Source organism: Nonomuraea sp. NPDC049709 (genome assembly GCF_040674815.1).
In the GTDB taxonomy this organism is placed as follows: domain Bacteria; phylum Actinomycetota; class Actinomycetes; order Streptosporangiales; family Streptosporangiaceae; genus Nonomuraea.
Genome location: NZ_JBFANM010000005.1, coordinates 190,456 through 211,801 on the forward strand (window position 1 = coordinate 190,456; position 21,346 = coordinate 211,801).

Genomic DNA, 21,346 nt, shown 5'->3' on the forward strand with positions numbered 1-21,346 from the left:
CTACACGAGCCTGGGCGGGTGGGGATGGCGACCGAGGAGACGCGGAAGGCCGGGCGTCCGCGCAGGCCGCTCACCGCGCTGTCGCGGTTGAGCCGGCTGGGCGACGTGCCGGTCGTGCTGATGCTGGCGTGGGCCGGATGGCTGGCCGTCCCGTGGTCCTTCAGCGGCCTGGCCCAGGCCCGAGCGGCCGCCGCGGCGGCCGCCGCCGACACCGAGCCGCCACACCTCCACTCCCCCGCCGCCGCCACCCGCGACCACCCTCCGGGGGAGGTCGCACCGGCCGTCCGCGAGGGGTCGTCCGCGCGTCAGGGCGCGGCGAAGACCGCCCGCCACGGGGCCGCCCGGCAGGGCACGGTGGCCGGGGTGGCGCACGGGAGGGCGGCTTGGCGGATCCCCTCGGTCCGGCCCGTCCAGGTCAAGACGCCGTGGCCCACGCACGACAACGGCCTGCCCGGCGCCCCGCCCGCCGCCCCCGGCAGCGCAGCTCCACACGCCACGGCGCCGGTCCCCACAGCGCCGGTGGCGACCGGGCCGGTCACCACCGGGCCGGATGCCACAGGGCCGGATGCCGCAGGGCCGGATGCCGCAGGGCCGGACGCCGCAGGGCCGGACGGGCTGGTCGGTGGGTCGCAGCGGGGCGGTGGTGCGCTCTCGAACGCCGTGGACGCGGTCGCGGTGGAGCGGGCCAGGATCGCCGGGGTGGTGCATGACGCGGCCGGGCACGGGCTGGCCGCCATCGCCATGCAGGCCGGCATCGCGCTCGTCACGCTCGACGACGACCCCGAGCAGGCGCGGGCCTCGCTGCGGGCGATCAGGGAGACCAGCACGACGGCGCTCGCGCAGTTGCGGGCCGCGCTCGACGGGATCGACCCGCCGGGTGGCGACCTGGCCGGGCTCATCGACGGCGTCCGGGCGGCGGGCCTGCCCGTGGACGTCGAGCCCGCGAACCTGGTGGTGCCCGCTCACCTTCAGGGTGCCGTCTACCGGGTGGTGCGCGAGTCGCTCACCAACGTGCTGCGGCACGCGGGCCCGACCAGGGCGCTCGTGCGTGCGGTCGCGGATCCGCGGGAGTTCGTGCTGGAGGTGTCCGACCAGGGCGCCGCCCGGACGCACCCCGAGCCGGTCGGCACCGAGCCGACCGGTCCCGGGTGGGCGGGTGTGGTCGAAGGGCGCGGGCTGGCCGGGATGCGGGCCAGGGTGACCGAGGCGGGCGGCCACTTCGCCGCCGGGCCCGGCGAAGCGGGCGGCTTCCGGGTGGTGGCCAGGTTCCCGCAGGTCCAAGCGTGAACGGCCCCAGCAGCAGACCGGCAGACGACGTGCGCGACACCGCGAGCGGACCGCCGGAGGGCGTACGCGGCGCCGCGAGCGAGCGGGCGGAAGGCGTGCGCGACTCCGCGAGCGGACCGCCGGAGGGCGTACGCGGCGCCGCGAGCGAGCCGGCGGAAAGCGTGATCAGGGTGGCCATCGCCGACGATCAGGCCGTCGTACGGATGGGGTTGCGGGCGCTGCTGGAGCGGGAGCCCGGGATGGAGTGCACCGGGGAGGCGGGTGACGGGCAGGCGGCGCTGGCGCTGATCCGCCGGACCAGGCCCGACGTCCTGCTGCTCGACATCCGCATGCCGGGCATGGACGGCCTGGCCACGCTGCGGGCCATCGCCGGCGACCCCGGGTTGCGCGGCACCCAGATCGTCGTGGTGACGACGTTCGCCGTGGACGAGTACGTCTTCGCCGCCCTCCAGGCGGGGGCCAGCGGTTTCGTGCTCAAGGACAGCGCCCCCGACGAGCTGGTCAACGCCGTGCGCGTGGTCGCCGCCGGGGAGGCGCTGCTGTCGCCCGCCATCACCAGGAAGGTGATCGGGCTGTTCGGCCGGCACGGCGCCGAGCCGGTCGAGGGCATCGAGACGCTCACGCCCCGCGAGCGGGAGATGGTGGCGTGGGTGGCCACCGGGCGGTCGAACGAGGAGATCGCCAGGGAGCTGACGATCAGTCCCGACACCGTGCGCACCCACGTCAGCCGCGCCATGGTGAAGCTGCACGCCAGGGATCGGGCCCAGCTCGTGGTGTTCGCCATGCGGGCGGGCCTCGCCCTCCCCGCCTGAACCCGGCGAGCGGCTACCTGAGGAAACCCTCGTAGTTGCGCTGCTGGAGCTGGGCCTCGATCTGCTTGACGGTGTCCAGCCCGACCCCCACCATGATCAGCACGCTGGTCCCCCCGAACGGGAAGTTCTGCTGCGTCCCCGGATCCTTCAGGATCGCGAACGCCACCAGCGGCAGCAGCGCCAGCACCGCCAGGTACGCCGCCCCGGGAGCGGTCAGCCGGGACAGCACGTACGCCAGGTACTGCGCCGTCGGCCGCCCGGGCCGGATCCCCGGCACGAACCCCCCGAACCGGCGCACGCCGTCGGCCACCTCCACGGGATTGAAGGTGATCGACACGTAGAAGTAGGCGAACCCCGCGATGAGCAGCACGTACACGAGCATGTAGACCGGATGCGTCCCCGAGGTGAGGTTGAGCTCCACCCACGCCCGCGCCTCGGCCCCCAGCAGCGGCGCCGCCAGCGTCGGCAGGTACAGCAGCGAGCTGGTGAAGATGACCGGCACGATCCCGGCCTGGTTCACCTTCATCGGGATGTAGGTGCTCTGACCCCCGTGCATGCGCCGCCCCACCATCCGCTTGGCGAACTGCACCGGCACCCGCCGCTGCGCCTGCTCCACGAACACCACGGCCGCCACCAGGAACAGCCCCGACATGATCATCACCACGAAGCTCACCGGGCTCAGCACGAAGATCTTCGACATGTACGCCGGGAAGACCGCCACGACCTGGGTGAACATCAGCAGCGACATCCCGTTGCCGATCCCCCGCTCGGTGATCAGCTCGCCCAGCCACATGACCGCGCAGGCCCCCGCCACCATGGTCAGCACGATCACCGTCACCGCGAGCAGGCCCTCGTCGCGCAGCAGCGGCCGGGAGCACCCGGGCAGCAGCAGGCCGGCGCGGGCCAGCGCGACGACCGTGCCGGCGTTCAGGACGGCGAGGGCGACGGTCAGGTAGCGGGTGTACTCCGTGATCTTGGCCTGCTTGCCCTCCTTCCTGAGGGCGTCCAGGCGGGGCACCACCACGGACAGGAGCTGCATGACGATGCTGGCGGTGATGTAGGGCATCACGCCGAGCGCGAACACCGAGAGCTGCAGCATCGCGCCCCCGCTGAGCATCTGCACCATGTCGAACACGCCGCCCGTGGCGGATCCGACGCACTCGCGCACCGCCCGCACGTCCACCCCCGGCGCGGGCATGACCTGCCCCAGCCGGAACAGGCCGATGAGCCCGAGGGTGAACAGGAGTTTCCGGCGCAGCTCCGGGGTTCGGAACGCCCGCGTCAAGACGGTCAGCATGGGCAAGGAGTCTGGCCGAGGGCCGGGGCGGGGTCGTCCGCTCAGACGAGGCACCCGTGTACGCGAATCTGCGTATCCCGGCACACCGTAGGTTGATCGTATGAGCGCTGCCGTCTGGGTGATCAGCGGGCCGCCGGGGGCCGGGAAGTCGACGGTGGCGGCCGAGCTGCTCGGCCGCCTGTCCCCCGTGCCCGCCCTGCTCGACAAGGACACCGTGTACGGCGGCATCGTGGCGGAGGTGCTGCGCGCCCACGGCCGGCCGGACGGCGAGCGCGAGGGACCCTGGTACGACGAGCACGTCAAGCGGCACGAGTACGCCGGCCTGACCGGGATCGCCCGGCAGGTCCGCGAGCACGGCTGCCCGGTCGTGCTGGACGGCCCGTTCACCACGCAGGTGCACGACGCGGCCCGGTGGGCGGAGTGGGTGGCGGAGCTGGGCGGGCCGCCGGTGCGCCTGCTGTGGGTCCGCTCCGACGCGCCGACGCTGCGGGAGCGGCTGCTGGCCAGGGGGCTGGCCAGGGACGCGGGCAAGCTGGCGGCGTTCGGCGACTACCTGAGGAACATCCGGGTGGACGAGCCGCCGGCCGTCCCGTATCTGGAGGTCGACAACCGGCGGGGCGCGGCGCCGGTCGGGCGGCAGCTCACGGCGGCGGGTATACCGCCGCGAACACGGCCGGCAGCCGGGGAACGAGCCGGGTGAAGCGCCCCTCCTCGTAGGTGGCGTCGGGCTCGTTGGCGAGCTGCTGGGAGATCGGCCCGGCGATCAGGCTCGCGGCCAGCGCCAGGCCCTCCTCGCCGGCGGCGTCCGGATGCAGCTCGCCGCGCTCGACGGCGTCCCTGATCAGCGTGGCGAAGTGCTCGTGGATGGCCAGGGCGGGCGCGTACGACTCCGGCGAAGGGGTGAATCCGGGCACCGGCCGCCAGAACAGGAGCTGCGCCAGCACCTGGTTGTCCATGATCCACCGGGCACCGGCCTCCAGCGAGGCCCCCATCCCGCGCAGCCCCGGCTCCGCCGGCCCGCGTACGGCGGCCAGATAGCCCTCCTGCCCCAGCTTGAACAGCGCGTCGTAGACCGCGTGCCGCGACGGGAAGTACTTGTACAGCGAGGGCGGCCGCACCCCCAGCCGCCTGGCCACGGTCGCCAGGCTCAGCCCCGCGACCCCCTCCTCCGCCATCACGTCGAGCGCGATGTGCAGGATCTCGGCCTGCGTCTCGGCTCTCCGCCGGGCCCGGCGGTCGGGAATTTCTGCCATGCCGGATAGCTTAAGCTAATAGTAGTAGCCAAAGCTATGGGAGGTAGGCACGTGTCTCGCGACATCGAGCTCACCGGACTGCGGCAGAACAACCTCAAGGACGTCTCGCTGCGCCTGCCCAAGGAGCGGCTCACGGTGTTCACCGGCGTGTCGGGCTCCGGCAAGTCGTCGATCGTGTTCGGCACGATCGCCGTCGAGTCGCAGCGGCAGCTCAACGAGACCTTCAGCGCGTTCGTCCGGAACCGGCTGCCCAAGCATGAGCGGCCCAGGGCCGAGCGCATGTCGAACCTGACGGCGGCCGTCGTCGTGGACCAGAAGCCGGTCGGCGGCGGGGCCCGCTCGACGGTGGGCACGATGACCGAGGTCCAGGCGCTGCTGCGGGTGCTGTTCTCGCGGCGCGGCGAGCCGTCGGCGGGCCTGGCCACGGCCTACAGCTTCAACGACCCGCAGGGCATGTGCCCGGGCTGCGACGGCCTGGGCCGGACGGTCGAGCTGGACCTCGACCGGCTGATCGACCCGGACCTGTCGCTCAACCAGGGCGCGCTGGCCCTGCACCCGGTGGGCACGGCGCCGTGGCAGATCTACGCCACCTCGGGGCTGTTCGACCCGGACAAGCCGCTGCGCGAGTTCACCGATCAGGAGCGGGAGCTGCTGCTGCACGGGAGCGGGTTCAAGGTCAGGCGGGGCGAGTACATGAACACCTATGAGGGCGTGGTGGTCCGCTTCGACCGGCTCTACCTCAAGCGGGCCCGCGAGCAGGTGGACGCCGAGGCCCGGCCCTACGTGCGCGAGCGCACCTGCGGGACCTGCGGCGGCGCCCGGCTCAACGCCGCCGCCCTGGCCTCCAGGATCGGCGGCCGCAACCTGGCCGACCACGCCGCGATGGAGGTCACCGACCTCATCGGGGTGCTCGAACGCCTCGGCGACCCGGTCGCGGAGGCGGCCGTGGAGTCGCTGCGCCGGATCGACGCCATCGGGCTGGGCTACCTCAGCCTCGACCGCGAGACGCCGACGCTGTCGGGCGGCGAGGCGCAGCGGCTCAAGACCGTGCGCAACCTGGGCAGCAGCCTGACCGGAATGACCTACATCTTCGACGAGCCCAGCGTCGGCCTGCACCCGCGCGACGTGCACCGCCTCGGCGACCTGCTGGTGGAGCTGCGCGACAAGGGCAACACGGTGCTGGTGGTCGAGCACGACCGCGACCTGATCGCGCTCGCCGACCACGTCGTCGACCTGGGGCCGGGCGCGGGCGCCGACGGCGGGCGCGTGGTGTTCGAGGGCACGGTGGCCGGGCTGGCCTCGGGCGGCACGCTGACCGGCCGCATGTTGCGGCGCACGACCGGGCTCAAGGAGCGCGTGCGCGAGCCGTCCGGGTGGCTGACCGTGGCGGGCGCGAGCGCCCACAACCTCAAGGACGTCACCGTACGCGTGCCGCTCGGCGTGCTCACCGCCGTGACCGGGGTGGCCGGGTCGGGCAAGAGCACGCTGATGCGTCAGGAGCTGGTGACTCAGCACCCCGGGACCGTCCTGATCGACCAGTCGGCCATCGCCGCCTCCGCCCGCTCGACCCCCGCCACGTACCTGAACGCGATGGACCCGCTGCGCAGGATGTTCGCCGGGGCCAACGGGGTGGCGCCGGGGATGTTCAGCTTCAACTCGGCCGGGGCGTGCCCGGTGTGCAAGGGGCGCGGCGAGATCAGGACCGACCTGGCGTTCATGGACCCGGTGACGCGGGTGTGCGACCTGTGCGGGGGCAGCCGGTACAACGCGGAGGCGCTGTCGTACACGGTGGGCGGGCGGACTATCGCGGACGTGCTGGCGATGACGGCGGACGAGGCGGCGGCGGTGTTCGACCTGCCGGGCGTGGGCCGGCTGGGCGAGCTGGGGCTCGGTTACCTGACGCTCGGGCAGCCGCTGAGCACGTTGTCGGGCGGGGAGCGGCAGCGGCTGAAGCTGGCGCACCGGCTGCGCGAGCACGGCCAGGTGTACGTCTTCGACGAGCCGACCACCGGCCTGCACATGGCCGACGTCGACACGTTGCTGGCGCTCCTCGACCGGCTGGTGGGCGAGGGTAACACGGTGATCGTGGTGGAGCACGACCTCGACGTGGTCAAGTACGCCGACTGGGTGATCGACCTCGGGCCGGAGGCCGGGCAGCACGGGGGCAGGGTGGTGTTCGAGGGCACCCCGGCCGAGCTGACCGAAGCATCCACCTACACGGCGAAATATCTCGTCAAGTCACTAGATAGTGGTCGTCGCGGACGTCCATGATCGCCATGTGCCCCGGCAGGTGGCCGATCGCGTACTCGACGCCGCTGGCCAGCACCGCCGCCTGCGGGGTCACCCCGCAGGCCCAGAAGAGCGGCACCTCCCCCGCCCGCACCTCCACGGGATCGCCGTAGTCGGGCCGCGCCAGGTCGGCGATCCCGATCCCGGCCGGGTCGCCGGTGTGCACGGGCGCGCCGTGCACCATCGGGTAGCGGCCGCTCACCTCGACGGCGGTCTTCACCAGCTCTCCGGGCACCGGCCGCATCGAGACGACGAGCGGGCCCGACAGGCGGCCGGTGGCCTCGCAGGGCACGTCGGTGACGTACATCGGCACGTTCGTCCCCGCCTCCAGGTGCCGCACCGGCACCCCGGCGGCCAGCAGCGCCCGCTCGAAGGTGAAGCTGCAGCCGATGAGGAACGGCACCAGGTCCGCGCGCCACTCCGCCACCACGTCCGCGACGTCGGCGACGGCCGCGCCGTCGCGGTAGAGGCGGTAGCCGGGCAGGTCCGTACGGAGGTCGCCGGCGAACAACGTGGTGGACCAGGCGCCGGGCTCCCCCACGTCGAGCACCGGGCACGCCTGGGGGTTGCGGTGGGCGAACAGCAGCAGCTCGTACCGCAGTTCGCTGGGCACGGCGATGAGATTGGCCTGGGCCCAGCCCCGGCACCAGCCGGCGGTGGGCCTGCGCTCGCCGGCGCGGAAGCGCTCCCGCGCCTGGGCGGGACTCAGATCGGCGACATCCACCCCCTGACAGTAAAGTGAGCGGCGTTCACCGGTCCACCTTCGGGGTAGCGGGGTGGCCGTGCGACTCGACGTGAACCTCCTCGACTACGTCCTCATCGCGATCTACTTCGCCACCGTGCTCGCCATCGGGTTCGCCGCACGAAAACGGATCAGCTCCAGCCTGGACTTCTTCCTGGCCGGGCGCGGGCTGCCGGCGTGGATCACCGGGCTGGCGTTCGTGTCGGCGAACCTGGGCGCGATCGAGATCCTCGGCATGGCGGCGCAGGGCGTGCAGTACGGCGCGATGACGCTGCACTACTACTGGATCGGCGCGGTGCCGGCGATGGTGTTCCTCGGCATCGTGATGATGCCGTTCTACTACCGCTCGAAGGTGCGCAGCGTCCCCGAGTTCCTGCGCAGGCGCTTCAACGGCGCCACCCAGCTGCTGAACGCGATCACGTTCGCGGTCGCGCAGGTCCTCATCGCCGGGGTCAACCTCTACGCGCTGGCGCTGGTCATCGAGTTACTGCTGGGCTGGCCGCTGGTGGTCTCGGTGGTGGTGTCGGCGGTGATCGTGCTGACGTACATCACGCTCGGCGGGCTCTCCGGGGCGATCTACAACGAGGTCCTGCAGTTCTTCGTGATCCTCGCGGGCCTGATCCCGCTCACCGTGCTCGGGCTGATCAAGGTGGGCGGCTTCTCCGGCCTGTTCGAGAAGGTACGCCAGAGCACCCTCGGCGAGGGCGGCCTGCACACCTGGGCGAACACGGCTACCGGTGACAACCCGATGCAGGCGCACTGGATCGGGATCGTGTTCGGGCTGGGGTTCGTGCTGTCGTTCGGCTACTGGACGACGAACTTCGCCGAGGTACAGCGGGCCCTGTCGGCCAGGAACACGAACGCGGCCCGGCTGACGCCGATCGTCGCCGCGTTCCCGAAGATCCTCATCCCGCTGGTGACGGTGCTGCCCGGCCTGATCGCGCTCGTGCTGTTCAGCGGGTGGGGCCAGCAGCGGGAGTACAACTACGCGATCCCGGTGCTCATGCGCGACCTGCTGCCGAACGGGGTGCTGGGGATCGCCGTGACCGGGCTGCTGGCCTCGTTCATGGCGGGGATGGCGGCCAACATCAGCGGGTTCAACACGGTGTTCACCAACGACATCTGGCAGGCGCACCTCGCGCGGGACCGCGACGACAGTCACTACGTGCGCGTGGGCCGGATCGCGACCGTGGCGGGCGTGGCGCTGGGAGTGGGCACGGCGTTCATCGCGGCCGGCTACTCCAACATCATGAACTACCTGCAGACGCTGTTCTCGTTCTTCAACGCGCCGCTGTTCGCGACGTTCATCGTGGGGCTGCTCTGGCGGCGGATGACGCCGTGGGCCGGGTTCTGGGGGCTGCTCGCCGGCACGGTGGCCGCCTTCGCCTCGTACCTGTCGTACAAGGCGGGGCTAGTGGACTTCGGCACCGAGCTGAACGCCAGCTTCTGGGGCGCGGGCCTGGCCTTCTTCGTGGACGTGGTGGTGTCGGTGGTGGTCACGCTGTTCACCACGCCGAAGCCAGCCGAGGAGCTGCGCGGGCTGGTGTACGGGCTCAGCGCCGTGAACCTGGAGGACGACGCGCTGGCCGGGGACGCGCGGTGGTACCGCTCGCCCGTGCTGCTCGGCACCGGCGCGGTCGTCCTGGCGGCCTTGATGTACGGGGTGATCCTGTGAGCGACATCCGGATGATGATCGGCGGGCTGTTCCTGCTGTACGGCGTGATCCTGATCGTGGTGGGCGTCCTGGGCAGCGCGATCAACCTGTGGACGGGCCTGGCCATGGCCGTGTTCGGCGGCGCCTTCGTGGCGTGGGCCCGGTTCAGACGGCTCTGACCGGCTCCTCGGCCGCACGTCGTACGCGTTCAGACGGCTCTGACCGGCTCCTTGGCCCGCTCGTCGTACGCCTGCCGGGCGGCGTGCACCTGGTCGGCGTGCTCGCCCGCCCAGACGCCGATGGCCTGGAGGACGCCGATCGCGCTGCGGCCGAGGTCGGTGAGCTCGTAGTCGACCCTGGGCGGGATCGTCGGGTAGACGGTGCGGGTGACCAGGCCGTCGCGCTCCAGGGTGCGCAGGGTCTGCGACAACATCTTCTGGGTGATGCCGTCGAGCATCCTGCGCAGCTCGTTGAACCGCCTGGACCCGTCGAGCAGCGCTCCCATGACGAGCCCGGTCCACTTGTTGGTGAAGATGTCGAGCACGGTGCGGGGCTTGCACGCCTGGAGGAAGGCGTCGGCGCCGCCGAAGCTCCGGAGATCGGGAAAGGTAGTATCCATCAGGTACCTGAATACCAAACAGGTGCCTTCTTCACAACAGGTACCTCGGGTGACCAGCATGGATCCCGTGACAGAGAACATGCGTGCGATCGTTTACCGTTCGTTCGGCGAGCCCGAGGTGCTGGAACTGACCGAAGTGCCGCGGCCGGAGCCGCAGGCGCACGAGGTGCTGGTGCGGGTGAAGGCCGCCGGGGTCAACCCGCCTGACTGGAAGCTGCGGCGCACCCCGTACCCGCCGGACTACACCACGCCCCCGCTGACCCCCGGCTGGGACGTGTCCGGCGTCGTCGAGCAGGTCGGGGCCTACGTCGGCCGGTTCAAGCCCGGCGACGAGGTGTTCGGCATGCTCAACTTCCCGCTCTACGCCGGGGCCTACGCCGAGTACGTGGTCGCCCGGCCGCGGCAGTTCGCGCTCAAGCCGGCCGGGATCGATCACGTGCGGGCGGCGGCGCTGCCCATGCCGGGGCTGACGGTGTGGCAGGCGTTCTCCGACATCGCCGACGTCTCGCCGGGGCAGCGGGTACTGGTGCACGCCGCCGGGGGCGGGGTGGGGCACCTGGCCGTGCAGCTGGCGAAGCTGCGCGGGGCGTACGTGATCGGCACGGCCCGTGGCGCCAAGCACGAGTTCGTCCGGGGGCTGGGTGCGGACGAGGTGATCGACTACACCGGCGTGGACTTCGCGTCGGCGGTGTCCGAGGTGGATCTCGTGGTGGACATCGTGGGCCGGGACTATCCGGCCAGGTCGCTGCCGCTGATCCGGCCCGGGGGCGCGTTCATCGGCGTGTCGGGGATGACACCCGAGGACGTGGCCGCGTACACGGAGGCCGGGCTGCGGCACAACGTCTTCGTCGTGGAGCCCGACCACGCGGGGCTGGCCGCGCTGGCCGAGCTGGTGGCCGACGGCAGGCTGGCCGTGCACGTGGACCGGGTCTTCCCGCTGGCCGAGGCCGCCAAGGCGCAGGCGCTGATGGAAAGTGGCGACTTCGTCGGCAAGCTCGTGCTGGAGATTTGACAATCCACCTCGCGTCAACCTACGTTGACTCTTGCTTGGTCAATCAAAGTTGACGGGGGTGTGTTTCGTGGACGCGTTGTCCCTCGCGGTGGCGGCGAACCTGCCGGTGATCCTCTGGGGCTCGCCCGGGACCGGGAAGACGTCGGCCGTGCTGGCGCTCGGGGAGCGGCTCGGGCTGCCGGTGGAGGTCGTGGTGGGCTCGATCAGAGAGCCGAGCGACTTCGCCGGGCTGCCGGTGCTGCGTGACGGGCGGACCTGGTTCGCGCCGCCGCGATGGGCGGAACGGCTGGCGTCGGCGGGGTCGGGGATCCTGTTCCTGGACGAGCTGACCACCGCACCGCCCGCCGTCCAGGCCGCGATGCTGCGGGTGGTGCTGGAGCGAACGGTCGGAGACCTGACGCTGCCGCCCTCGGTGCGGATCGTGGCGGCGGCGAACCCGCCGGAGCAGGCGGCCGACGGGTGGGACCTGTCGGCGCCGCTGGCCAACCGGCTGATCCACCTGGACTGGAAGGTGAGCGCCGCCTCGGTGGCCGAGGGGTTCACCGGCGGGTTCGCCGCGCCGTCGGCGCACGACCTCGTGCTGGGTGCCGGCGAGATCGGGCGGGCTCGGGCGCTGGTGGGTGCCTTTCTGCGGGTACGGCCCGAGCTGGTGCTCGCCGTACCGGAGGGGGCGGGGCGGGCGTGGCCGAGTCCCCGTACGTGGGAGCTGGCCGCCACCGCCCTGGCCTGCACCTCCCCCACCGCCTTGCGCACCGGCCCTGCCCGCGCTTCCGCGCCCGGCCCCACCCGCGCTTCCGCGCCCGGCCCCACCTCCGGCGCCTCCGAGACGGGCACCCCCTTCGGTGTGGGGCCGGTCGAGGTGGAGCGGGTGCGGGCCGAGCTGGTGGTCGGTGCCGTCGGGGAGGCCGCCGGGTTCGAGCTGCTGTCCTGGCTCCGGGACCTGGACCTGCCCGACCCCGAGACCCTGCTCGCCGATCCCACCGCCCCGCTGCCCGACCGCGTGGACCGGGTGCATGCCGTGCTCGGGTCGGTGGTGGCGCACGTGGCCGCCGACGGAGGCGCGGACTCGTGGCAGCGGGCGTGGGCGCTCATCGCGCGGGTGGCCAGGCGCACCCCCGACGTGGCCGCCAGCGCCGCCCGTTCCCTCGCCGCCCGCCGCCCGCACGGCGCGACCCTGCCGTCCACCGTCCTGGACCTCGCCCCGATCCTCCGCTCCGCCGGGCTGATGCCATGAACCGCCCGGAAGAGCACGAACGGGCGGCGGGCGAGCGGTTCGCCGGGGCGCGGTTGTGGGCGGCCGCGCGGGCGCCGTACCTGGCCTCGGCGCTCTTCGCCCTGACGCCCCTCGTCCACGACGCCGCCCCGCCCCGACTCCCCGCCGACGAGCACTGGAACGTGCACGTGAACCCCGCGGCCACCGCCGCCACCCCCGTGCCCGAGCTCGGCTGGTGGCTGCTCCACCAGGTGGGCCACCTGCTCAGGGACCACCACACCCGAGCGGAGCCGTACCGGGAGCCGGAGCCGCGCCTGCGCTGGGCCCAGGCCGCCGACGCCGAGATCAACGACGATCTCGCAGGCGACCTGGAAGACACCCCCGGTGACGCCATCTCCCCCGAGACGCTGGGCCTGCCCGACGGCCTGCTCGCCGAACGCTACGCCGAGCTGCTCGACCTCATAGACGTCCCGCCTCACCTGGCCCCCTGCGCCCCTCCCCCATTCACCGGACCGAGCGCGATGACGGCCCTGGAGCGCGAGCTCCTGGCCAGAGCCGTGGCCGCCGAGATCGAGGCCCGGGGCACGGCCCCCGCCGGCTGGCGGCGCTGGGCCGAGGCGACGCTGCGCCCCGAGGTGGACTGGCGGGCCAGGCTGGCCAGGCTCGTCAGGAGAGGCCTGACGCTGGCGGCGGGCCGGGTGGACTACAGCTACACCCGGCCGTCCAGGCGGGCGGCGTCCGTGCCGTCGATCGTCCTGCCCGCGCTGGTACGCCCGCTCCCCCGGATCGCCGTCCTGGTCGACACCTCGGGCAGCGTCACCCGTACCCAGCTGGCGCAGGCCCTCGGCGAGCTGGACGGCGTGCTGCGGGCGGCCGGGAACCGCCAGGTCGACGTGATCTGCTGCGACACCGAGGCCCACCCGGCCCAGCGCGTGCGTGCCGCGGCCCGGATCGAGCCGGTCGGGGGTGGCGGCACGGACCTCCGGCCGGGATTCGCCGCGGCCGCCGCCACCGGAGCCGACCTGCTGATCGTGCTGACCGACGGCGACACGCCGTGGCCGGACCGGCGCCCCCGTCCCCACGTCGTGCTGTGCCTGTTCGGCGACCGCCACGCGGCACCGCCCTGGGCGAACACGGTCCGCCTCCCGCCCCGCCCGACGGACGCCGCCGCATGACGGAACACCCCGCCGCACAGGACCGGACGACCTCAGACGCGGCAGCACGCCGGCCGGGCACCCCGAACGGTCCTCTTGCCAGGGCAGGGCAGATAGGGAAGGAGCTCGGTGTGGCACGGTGGGACGGTTCGGAGGAGGGCTTCACCCAGGGAGAGGTGCGGCGGTGGCGGGCGGCCAGGTTCGGGCCCGAGGAGGCGGCGGCCTGGCGCGCGGCCGGTGTGACCGCGCCCGCCGACGCCCGCCTCTGGCGTACCGCCGCCGCCACCCCCGACACGGTCATCGTCTGGCAGCGGGCCGGCATGACGCCGGTGGAGGCGGTGCGCTGGCACGAGCTCGGCGTCGCCCCGCATGACGCGGCCCGCAGGCACCTGGCCGGCGAGCGGCCGCGCCGGGTCCCCTGGCTGGCCCGGCTGGCCTGGCTGGCCGCTCCGGAGCCGGCCGCCGAGCCCGACCCCGCGCTGGCCGAGGCGTTGCGCCGGTTGCTGCGCGCCGGCGTGCCCGCGGACGTGGCCCGTGCGTACGCCGACGCGGGCTGGCCAGGCGCCGAGGCCGAGGAGTGGGCGCGGCGCCGGGTGGACCAGGGGGACGCGAGGGTGTTCAGGGCACTCGGGTTCACGGCCGCGGAGGCGGCGCGGACCGGGCTGCCCGCGGTGGAGGTGATGGCCGCCTGGTGGGGCGCCGTCCCCATGGCGGAGGTGGCGACCTGGTGCGCGGCCGGGTTCACGCCGGAGGAGGCGGCCGGCCAGCGGGCGGCAGGCGTCACGGCGGACCGGGCACGCGTGCTCCGCGCGCTGTCGGCCTTCGGCCCCGACCCGGCCTGACCCGCGTACGGCCGGTGTTCGGGCCCAGTAATCGGGCCCAGTAATCGGGCTCAGTATTCGACCTCGAACGTGTGCGGTCCCAGCCCGTACCCGTCGCCCTTCGGCACCACGTACCCGTGCTCGACCAGCGTGGCCAGGCTCGCCCGCACCTCCTCCTCGGTCAGCCCGGAAGCCCGCACCAGGCCCGCCAGCCCGGCACCGCCGGACACGACCGCCTTGGACGCCACGGCCTCGTACACGTGGATGTCCACGTCCGACAGGGCCTGGACATCGTGACCCTCGGTCATGAGCGCTGCCTCGCTCCCTCCCTCAACCGGAGGGGATCGACCTCGCGATCCGGGTTGCGGCGGAGATACTCCGCCTCCAGCTCGCTCGTACGGGCGGTGTGCGTGGACAGTGCGTCGTCCGACCCGTGGAAAAAGGTATCGCTGCGGGTGAGGTGCAACTGGCGCAGCTCGCGTACGAGATCATCGTCGCTGAGCTGGGCAGCATCTATTCCCATCGTCGTCATGGGCTCCCCCTACCCCAGGAACTCTCAAACAATATCTGTCACATTTCCTGACATTTAGCCATTGTTTGTAAGAGATCGCCGCCTTACCTTCCCGTTATGGACCTCGAGCTCAGGCACCTCAGGATCGTCCGCGCGGTCGCGGACGCGGGAAGTGTGAGCAAGGCCGCGTCCCTGCTCGGGCTGGCACAACCGGCCCTGACCGCACAGCTCAAGCGCATCGAGAGGGTGCTCGGCGGCGCCCTCTTCGAGCGTGACCGTCACGGCGCCCGGCCCACCCGCCTCGGCGAGCTCGTGCTCGCCCGGGCACGGGTGCTTCTCCCCGCAGCCAAAGAGCTGCAGGACGAAGCCGTACGTTTCGCTCACGCCCCCTCCCCCGGCTTCCGCATCGGCGCCACCAACGGGCCGATACTCGGCGGCCTGGTCGACCGGCTCGCCGCGGAGCGGACGGTCAGCACGTACACGTCCTGGTCGACGCACGAGCTGAACAGCATGGTCGAGCTCGGCCGCCTCGACTACGTGCTGACCGGCGCCTGCGGCGACTCCGGCACCCCCACCGGCACGCTCCTGTGGGAGACGATCAGCAACGACCCCGTCTTCTGCCTGGTCGCGGAGGAACATCCCGTCGCCAAGGAGAAGGAGGTGGCGCTGGCCGACCTGGCCGGGGAGCAGTGGGCGGTGACGCCGGGCGACGGCTGCTTCGCGGACTGCTTCGCGATGGCGTGCGCGCGGGCGGGTTTCACGCCTGGCACGATCTACGAGACCGACGTACCGACCTGTGCCCACCTCGCGCAGGTCGGCCGGGCCGTCGTGCTCTGCCAGGCCACCCACCAGGCCGCCCAGGGCCTGACCATGGTGCCGCTGGTCGGCGCGCCACTGCGCTGGCGGCAACTCCTCGGCCGGCATCCCACCGCGCCCGAGGCGTCCTGGGTGGTGGCGCAGGCGAAGCAGGCCCACATGGACGCGGTACGCCGCAGTCCCGTCTATTACGACTGGCTGGTACGAAACCCGGGTTACGGCACCGCTCCATAACACGGTGATAGGGGCAAAGTAGTACTCCTCCGCTTCCGGGCCCGCCGTTACCGTGACGGCACCCCCAGCAACGAGGAGACAATCATGCTCCGGACCCCGGCGCTGATCGCGATCGCGATCGGCGCGTTAGTCATGACGGCAACCCCTGCCGTCGCCACCGCGAAACCGCCGTCCGGCGTGGTCGACGCCGTGCAGCGCGACCTCGGCATCACGAAGGAGCAGGCGCTCAACCGCCTGGCGAACGAGGCCCGCGGCAACGCCGCCGCACCCGGTCTGAGCAAGAGGCTCGGCGACCGCTATGCCGGAATCTGGTATGAGGGCGCCGAGAGCGCGCTGGTCGTGGCCAGCGTCGACGCCGCGGACACGGCCGAGATCACCCGCGCCGGCGCCCGGGCCGCCATCGTACCTCGCTCGTTCGCCCAGCTCACCGCGGTCAAGGAGGGTCTGGACCGGACAGCGCCGCCGGGCTCCGTACACAGCTGGGCCGTCTCACCCCGCGACAACTCCGTCGTCGTCCTGACCAGCGACGAGCAGGCCGCCCGCTCCTGGGTGGCCGCCAGCGGCATGGACGCCGCCGCCGTGAAGTTCGAGCAGTCGGCCGAACGCCCGCGGTTGTTCTACGACATCCGGGGCGGGGACGCCTACTACACCTCTGAGGGCTACCGCTGCTCGGTCGGCTTCGCGGCCAGGCGCGGCACCCAGCTCGGCTTCACCACCGCCGGCCACTGCGGCTCCAACGGCGTCACCACGACCGGCTTCAACCGGGTGGCGCAGGGCACGTTCCAGATCTCGTCCTTCCCCGGGAACGACTACGCCTGGGTGGCCACGAACTCCAACTGGACCGCCCCCGGCGTGGTGAACGGCTACAGCGCCGGCATCCTCCCCGTACGCGGCTCGGCCGTCACCCAGCCCCAGGGCTCGATCTGCCGCTCGGGCTCCACCACCCAGTGGCACTGCGGCACGGTCACCGCGCTCAACTCCACCGTCAACTACCCGGAGGGCACGGTGTCGGGCCTGACGCGTACCACGGTGTGCGCCGAAGGCGGGGACTCGGGCGGCTCGTTCATCTCGGGCGACCAGGCCCAGGGCATGACGTCGGGCGGCTCGGGCAACTGCTCGGTGGGCGGCACCACGTACTTCCAGCCCATCGGCGAGATCCTCTCGACGGGCGGCCTGACGCTGGTGACGGCCGGCGGCACGGACCCGCCGCCGCCGGGATGCCAGGGGTACGAGGAGACGTACAGTGGGTCGCTGAGCTCGAATCAGAGCGCGTACCAGCCGAACGGCTCCTACTACCAGGCGACGGTCTCGGGCACCCACGCGGCCTGCCTCGACGGGCCCAGCGGCGTGGACTTCGACGTCTACCTGCAGAAGTGGAACGGCTCGACCTGGTCCGTGGTGGCCAGGGGCGACAGCCCGAACCCTGACGAGACGATCAGCTACAGCGGTACGTCCGGGTATTACCGGTATCGCGTGCACGCGTACAGCGGCTCCGGCTCGTACACGCTGGGCCTGAACCGTCCATAACCCGCCTCAGCTCGGCCCGGCTCGATTCGGCCCGGCTCGATTCGGCCCGGTCCGGCCCGGGCCGGCCCGGGCCGGTCCGGGCCGGTCCGGGCCGGCTCTGGAGGCGGGCGCGAAACGCCCGCCTCCCCTTCCTCGCCGGTCGGCTCTGGAGGCGGCACGGATATGGGACCGCGAACCGGCACTCGGTGCTCTGCCACTGAGCTACACAGCCGAAGCCGCAGCGGGACTCGAACCCGCGACCACCCCATGGGAAGATGGATAACCGACCCGCTTCGACCCGTGCCGCCACCAAACCCGACCAATCCCCCAAACCCTAACCGGGCCCTCCCCCCACCACACCCCATTTTCCTGCCGGCTCCCGGCCCCTTCGAGATTAAGATCGACTTGGGCTCCACCCACGGGGCTCGGCATGGAATGATGTCGGCGGAGACCTGTCTCCCGTTCAGCCGGGCACCACGACCGGATCCGATGCTCTAGCCTTAGCTTGCACGGAGCCTCGACAAGATCCTCTCGTCGCCTTGCCGTGCGCCGTACAACTCAATCCAGGGGCGGTAGCTCAGCCGGTCAGAGCATCGGACTCATAATCCGTGGGTCGTGGGTTCAAGTCCCACCCGCCCTACTTCTCCGGAACAGCCAAAACTCCCGCCTGATCTGCGCTTCCGCGCGGAGACGGGGGTCTGCCATATCCGGCTGTCTACGGCTGGTACCGATCGTTCGCGGGTGGCTCTCCCCAATGCCTCCCCACGATCACGAGTCGCGCTGGTCGTCCCTCAGTGCTTGGTCGATGCGCTGTCTCGCGACCGCGTCCTGGCCGACGATGCACTTGGCGTAGATCCTGAGCAGGACTTCTACGCTGTGACCTGCCCATTCGGCTACCTGTGGGGCCGGTACGCCGGCGTTGAGCCGCCGTGCACACCGGTGAACAGCCGGTCTCCAGGGCCGGTGCCGAACTCCGCGAGGTGGGCGCGGAGTATCCGGGTGAGGGCGGGCGGGCAGGGTACGGTGCGCGTCTCGCCGTTGGCGCGGTGCTTGAGGGCGCGTTCCTCGCGCAGGCTGCCATCGTCGGTCCACTCGCGGCCGGCGAAGGATGCGGCTCCAGCGAGGTGGAGTTCTCCTGTACTGCTCCAAAACTTGTAGACATGGTCTGAGCTGGTGTTTCTTCGGGTCTGTCAGGAGGCCCGACGGTACTCGTTGATGGCTCCGCTGAGCACCTTTCGGCGCCGTATCCGGCCTTCCAGCGGCACCACGACGTACTCGTCTTGATCGGGTGGGCGTTGTTGGCGGGACTGGTGTGGGCGATGGTTGTTGTAGTGCCGGGCGTACTCGCTCAGGGCTGATCGCAGGTGGCGTTCGTCGTAGATCAGCAGGCGGTCGGTGCATTGGGCTCGGACGGTGCGGATCCAGCGTTCGGCGTAGCAGTTGGCTCGAGGTGTACGCGGCGGCGTCTTCATCACCGTGACGCCCAGGCTGGTGAAGATCTCGTCGAAGACGGCGGTGAACTTGGTATCCCGATCACGGATGAGGAATCGGAACGAGCTTGCCCTGTGCCCGACGTTCATGAGCAAGTTGCGGGCCTGCTGGGCGGTCCAGGCGCCGGTGGAATGGGCGGTGGCACCCAGGATGTGAACGCGTCGTGTTTCCACCTCCATCACGAACAACACGTACAGGCGTCTCAAAAGGATCGTGTCAACGTGGAAGAAGTCGCAGGCCAGCAGCCCTTTCGCCTGCAGCCGTAGGGACGTCCGCCAAGAGGTGTCGAAGTTTCGTGGCGCCGACCGGTGTCGGCGTGAACGCAGGATTCGTCGCACGGTCGCCTCACTGACCTGCACGCCGAGGCTGACCAGTTCGCCGTGTACCCGCCGATACCCCCACTCCGGGTTCTCCCGTGCCAGCCGGAGGATCAGCTCTTGGACCTCCTTGGTTGCTCCGGGACGGCCAGGGCGGTGGGGGAAAGTCCAGGAGCGTTTGATCAGCCGGCGATGCCAGGCCAACAGGGTGCCCGGGGTGACCAGTCGATGAGCTCGCAGCACTTTCGGTACGAAGCGGGCCAACGCCGCCAAGAGCGCCCGATCGGCCCAGTCCGGCTTCGGCCGGACGACCTGACGCTTCAACACCGCCACCTCATGGCGGAGCACCATCATCTCGACATCCTTGGACGCCTGACCACGTCCCAGCAGCACCAGCCAACCGAACACCCCAATCAAGGTCAGATACAGCAGACGAACCGACACAGACCGCGATCTTGCCCGCACGGCGGCTGGGGCTCAAAGCCCCAGATCAAGCACCACGCGATGAGTTAAGAAGCGGTACAGGTGAATAGACAGCAACGGGGACACCGTCACCGGCCCCGCCGTGTGACCCCGTTCAGCACCGGGCGAAGATCGACATGATCTTCGTGCGCCAGGACCGGATCGCCGGCCCCTACATGAGGCCTCCCTCCGCTCAGCATCGCCACAACCGGCACGGGGATAGCAGCCACCGAGAACTGCCCCGCGGGATCCTGCTCGGATCACCGCATCGTTTTCGTCACCGTCACCGTCGCTGTCGGCGGAGCACGTTAGGCCTCCACGATTGCCCGGCGGGGTGTCCAACCGTGGGTACGGTATGCGGCGGTATGGCGGCCGATGTCCACGGCGCGAAAATGTTGACAGCTGAGTCGGCGGCTGGCGGAATAGACGTCCGCGTCTGGAAGGAAACCCGTGCGTCTCGCTCGCCCTCTCGCCGCCACCATGCTCGTGGCCGCCGCCTTATCCGCCCCGCAGCCCGCGCAGGCGGCCGCATTCAAGCATCCCGGCGTCCTGGTCAGCCGCGCTCAGCTCGACTTCGTCAGAGCCAACCTCGGCAACGAACCGTGGAAGTCTGCCTGGAACGCCCTGCAAAAGAGTTCGTACGCCTCGCTGTCCTACGCGGCCAAGCCCCGCGCCGTCGTGGAGTGCGGCATGTATGGGAACCCCGACCACGGCTGCTCGGACGAGCGTGAGGACGCCAATGCGGCCTACACGCACGCCCTGCGGTGGTACCTCACCAAGGACTCCCGTTACGCCAAGAAGGCGATCCAGATCATGGACGCCTGGTCAGCCGTGATCACCGAACACACCGGGAGCAACGCGCCGCTACAGATTGGCTTTGCGGGCGCCAACTTCTCCCGCGCCGCCGAACTCATCAAGCACACCTACACCGGCTGGACCCAGGCCGGCCGGTTCGCCGACAAGCTGCGCACCGTGTACCTCCCGACCGTGATCGCCGGGAAGCCCAACAATCAAGGCAACTGGGAACTGATCATGACCGATGCCGCCATCGGCATCGCCGTGCACCTGGACGACCGCGCCTCATTCGACCGAGCGATCACGACCTGGCGCGGCCGGCTGCCTGCCTACATCTACCTCAAGACGGATGGCTCATACCCCAAGGCGCCGCCGAACAGCAAGCACGACACCAAAGCCGAGATCATCGACTACTGGCACGGGCAGACCACGTTCGTGAACGGCCTTACCCAGGAAACCTGCCGCGACTTCGGGCACACCGGATGGGGCATCGCGGCCATCTCCCACGTCGCGGAGACGGCCCGCCACCAGGGCGTGGACCTGTACGCCGAGGCCAAGCACCGGCTGCGATTCGCGATGAACTTCCACGCTCGCCTGCAACTGGGCGCGACGGTGCCATCGTGGCTGTGCGGCGGAAAGGTCACCCCCGGCCTCGGGCCGAACCTCGAAGTCGGCTACAACGCGCTGCACCAGCGTTTCGGATACGACATGCCCCATGCCGAGAAGTGGGTGATGCAGAAGCGCCCGGTCGGTGCCTCGCGCTTCCTGGCCTGGGAGACCCTCACCCACGCAAATAACCCGCGCTAAGCCGCGATGAGTGGATCGGCCACGCCGGACTTCAACTCCGACGGCGTGGCCGACATCTTCTCGGCCGCCACCGGAACGCGCCCGCGGCGGACTGGTCGTCGGCCTGCGCGACGGCAAGCACGTCGGTTATTGGTGCACGCCGACGGGAGACGCGGTTGTCTGGCAGGCGGGCGGGTAGCCGACGGCACGCGGTTCCTTGGGGCATGCGATCTTTGTACGTCAGCGCGTGCCTGGCTCTGCAGCGGAACCCGTAC

20 protein-coding genes and 1 tRNA gene are annotated in these 21,346 nt (G+C 71.3%); 14 read left to right on the forward strand and 7 right to left on the reverse strand.

What is annotated here, in order from left to right; all coding sequences use genetic code 11:
• The first annotated feature begins 24 nt into the window (after nt 1-24).
• Together AB0J69_RS07120 and AB0J69_RS07125 are read left to right on the forward strand one after the other, a co-directional pair.
• Complete coding sequence (locus AB0J69_RS07120; RefSeq protein WP_364113875.1) at nt 25-1,287, forward strand: sensor histidine kinase; 1,263 nt, start codon at nt 25-27, stop codon at nt 1,285-1,287.
• A 161-nt stretch (nt 1,288-1,448) separates the two neighbouring features.
• Nucleotides 1,449-2,099 carry a response regulator transcription factor gene (locus AB0J69_RS07125; RefSeq protein ID WP_364113877.1) on the forward strand — a complete coding sequence of 217 codons (651 nt, stop codon included), beginning with the start codon at nt 1,449-1,451 and terminating at the stop codon, nt 2,097-2,099.
• 13 nt (nt 2,100-2,112) lie between these two features.
• On the opposite strand, the gene secY is transcribed toward AB0J69_RS07125, so the two are convergent.
• The gene (gene secY / locus AB0J69_RS07130) at nt 2,113-3,396 is read right to left on the reverse strand and encodes a preprotein translocase subunit SecY (protein WP_364113779.1); all 1,284 of its coding nucleotides are present in this window, start codon (nt 3,394-3,396) and stop codon (nt 2,113-2,115) included.
• A 100-nt stretch (nt 3,397-3,496) separates the two neighbouring features.
• Here secY and AB0J69_RS07135 point away from each other — a divergent pair, with 100 nt between their 5' ends.
• Nucleotides 3,497-4,096, forward strand: a complete 600-nt coding sequence (locus AB0J69_RS07135; protein WP_364113781.1) for an ATP-binding protein — start codon at nt 3,497-3,499, stop codon at nt 4,094-4,096.
• Here the strand turns inward: AB0J69_RS07135 and AB0J69_RS07140 are convergent.
• The gene (locus tag AB0J69_RS07140; RefSeq protein ID WP_364113783.1) at nt 4,038-4,649 is read right to left on the reverse strand and encodes a TetR/AcrR family transcriptional regulator; all 612 of its coding nucleotides are present in this window, start codon (nt 4,647-4,649) and stop codon (nt 4,038-4,040) included. The two genes, AB0J69_RS07135 and AB0J69_RS07140, sit on opposite strands and share 59 nt — an antisense overlap.
• A 51-nt stretch (nt 4,650-4,700) precedes the next feature.
• On the opposite strand from AB0J69_RS07140, the gene AB0J69_RS07145 reads away from it, so the two are divergent.
• Nucleotides 4,701-6,920 carry an excinuclease ABC subunit UvrA gene (locus tag AB0J69_RS07145; RefSeq protein WP_364113785.1) on the forward strand — a complete coding sequence of 740 codons (2,220 nt, stop codon included), beginning with the start codon at nt 4,701-4,703 and terminating at the stop codon, nt 6,918-6,920.
• On the opposite strand, the gene AB0J69_RS07150 is transcribed toward AB0J69_RS07145, so the two are convergent.
• Complete coding sequence (locus AB0J69_RS07150; protein ID WP_364113787.1) at nt 6,883-7,662, reverse strand: putative hydro-lyase; 780 nt, start codon at nt 7,660-7,662, stop codon at nt 6,883-6,885. The two genes, AB0J69_RS07145 and AB0J69_RS07150, sit on opposite strands and share 38 nt — an antisense overlap.
• Nucleotides 7,663-7,720: 58 nt before the next feature.
• Here AB0J69_RS07150 and AB0J69_RS07155 point away from each other — a divergent pair, with 58 nt between their 5' ends.
• Together AB0J69_RS07155 and AB0J69_RS07160 are read left to right on the forward strand one after the other, a co-directional pair.
• Nucleotides 7,721-9,355 carry a sodium:solute symporter family protein gene (locus AB0J69_RS07155; protein WP_364113789.1) on the forward strand — a complete coding sequence of 545 codons (1,635 nt, stop codon included), beginning with the start codon at nt 7,721-7,723 and terminating at the stop codon, nt 9,353-9,355.
• Nucleotides 9,352-9,513: a hypothetical protein gene (locus AB0J69_RS07160; protein WP_364113791.1), complete on the forward strand. Its 162-nt coding sequence runs from the start codon at nt 9,352-9,354 to the stop codon at nt 9,511-9,513. The genes AB0J69_RS07155 and AB0J69_RS07160 overlap by 4 nt, the downstream gene beginning before the upstream one ends.
• Nucleotides 9,514-9,542: 29 nt before the next feature.
• Here AB0J69_RS07160 and AB0J69_RS07165 read toward each other — a convergent pair whose 3' ends face one another.
• Nucleotides 9,543-9,953, reverse strand: a complete 411-nt coding sequence (locus AB0J69_RS07165) for a helix-turn-helix domain-containing protein (protein ID WP_364113793.1) — start codon at nt 9,951-9,953, stop codon at nt 9,543-9,545.
• A gap of 58 nt (nt 9,954-10,011) precedes the next feature.
• On the opposite strand from AB0J69_RS07165, the gene AB0J69_RS07170 reads away from it, so the two are divergent.
• From AB0J69_RS07170 to AB0J69_RS07185, 4 genes are all read left to right on the forward strand, one after another.
• Nucleotides 10,012-10,965 (forward strand): NADP-dependent oxidoreductase, encoded by a 954-nt coding sequence (locus AB0J69_RS07170; protein ID WP_364113795.1) that lies wholly within the window; start codon nt 10,012-10,014, stop codon nt 10,963-10,965.
• Between the two features lie 67 nt (nt 10,966-11,032).
• Nucleotides 11,033-12,199 carry a MoxR family ATPase gene (locus AB0J69_RS07175; RefSeq protein WP_364113797.1) on the forward strand — a complete coding sequence of 389 codons (1,167 nt, stop codon included), beginning with the start codon at nt 11,033-11,035 and terminating at the stop codon, nt 12,197-12,199.
• The gene (locus AB0J69_RS07180) at nt 12,196-13,353 is read left to right on the forward strand and encodes a VWA-like domain-containing protein (protein ID WP_364113799.1); all 1,158 of its coding nucleotides are present in this window, start codon (nt 12,196-12,198) and stop codon (nt 13,351-13,353) included. Before AB0J69_RS07175 ends, AB0J69_RS07180 begins: the two co-directional genes overlap by 4 nt.
• Nucleotides 13,354-13,463: 110 nt before the next feature.
• The gene (locus tag AB0J69_RS07185) at nt 13,464-14,174 is read left to right on the forward strand and encodes a hypothetical protein (protein WP_364113801.1); all 711 of its coding nucleotides are present in this window, start codon (nt 13,464-13,466) and stop codon (nt 14,172-14,174) included.
• 50 nt (nt 14,175-14,224) lie between these two features.
• Here the strand turns inward: AB0J69_RS07185 and AB0J69_RS07190 are convergent, their stop codons facing one another.
• Both AB0J69_RS07190 and AB0J69_RS07195 read right to left on the reverse strand, forming a co-directional pair.
• Nucleotides 14,225-14,461, reverse strand: coding sequence for a hypothetical protein (locus tag AB0J69_RS07190; protein WP_364113803.1), 237 nt, complete (start codon nt 14,459-14,461; stop codon nt 14,225-14,227).
• A complete protein-coding gene (locus AB0J69_RS07195; RefSeq protein WP_364113804.1) occupies nt 14,458-14,685 on the reverse strand; it encodes a DUF6158 family protein in 228 nt (75 codons plus the stop codon). The genes AB0J69_RS07190 and AB0J69_RS07195 overlap by 4 nt, the downstream gene beginning before the upstream one ends.
• A gap of 96 nt (nt 14,686-14,781) precedes the next feature.
• On the opposite strand from AB0J69_RS07195, the gene AB0J69_RS07200 reads away from it, so the two are divergent.
• From AB0J69_RS07200 to AB0J69_RS07210, 3 genes are all read left to right on the forward strand, one after another.
• Nucleotides 14,782-15,714 carry a LysR family transcriptional regulator gene (locus AB0J69_RS07200; protein ID WP_364113806.1) on the forward strand — a complete coding sequence of 311 codons (933 nt, stop codon included), beginning with the start codon at nt 14,782-14,784 and terminating at the stop codon, nt 15,712-15,714.
• An 84-nt stretch (nt 15,715-15,798) separates the two neighbouring features.
• Complete coding sequence (locus tag AB0J69_RS07205) at nt 15,799-17,241, forward strand: S1 family peptidase (RefSeq protein WP_364113808.1); 1,443 nt, start codon at nt 15,799-15,801, stop codon at nt 17,239-17,241.
• Nucleotides 17,242-17,786: 545 nt separating this feature from the next.
• Nucleotides 17,787-17,860: transfer RNA gene (locus tag AB0J69_RS07210), tRNA-Ile, on the forward strand.
• 550 nt (nt 17,861-18,410) lie between these two features.
• On the opposite strand, the gene AB0J69_RS07215 is transcribed toward AB0J69_RS07210, so the two are convergent.
• Nucleotides 18,411-19,472, reverse strand: coding sequence for an integrase core domain-containing protein (locus AB0J69_RS07215; protein ID WP_364113810.1), 1,062 nt, complete (start codon nt 19,470-19,472; stop codon nt 18,411-18,413).
• 498 nt (nt 19,473-19,970) lie between these two features.
• Here AB0J69_RS07215 and AB0J69_RS07220 point away from each other — a divergent pair, with 498 nt between their 5' ends.
• Nucleotides 19,971-21,092, forward strand: a complete 1,122-nt coding sequence (locus tag AB0J69_RS07220) for an alginate lyase family protein (protein WP_364113812.1) — start codon at nt 19,971-19,973, stop codon at nt 21,090-21,092.
• The last annotated feature ends 254 nt before the right edge of the window (nt 21,093-21,346 follow it).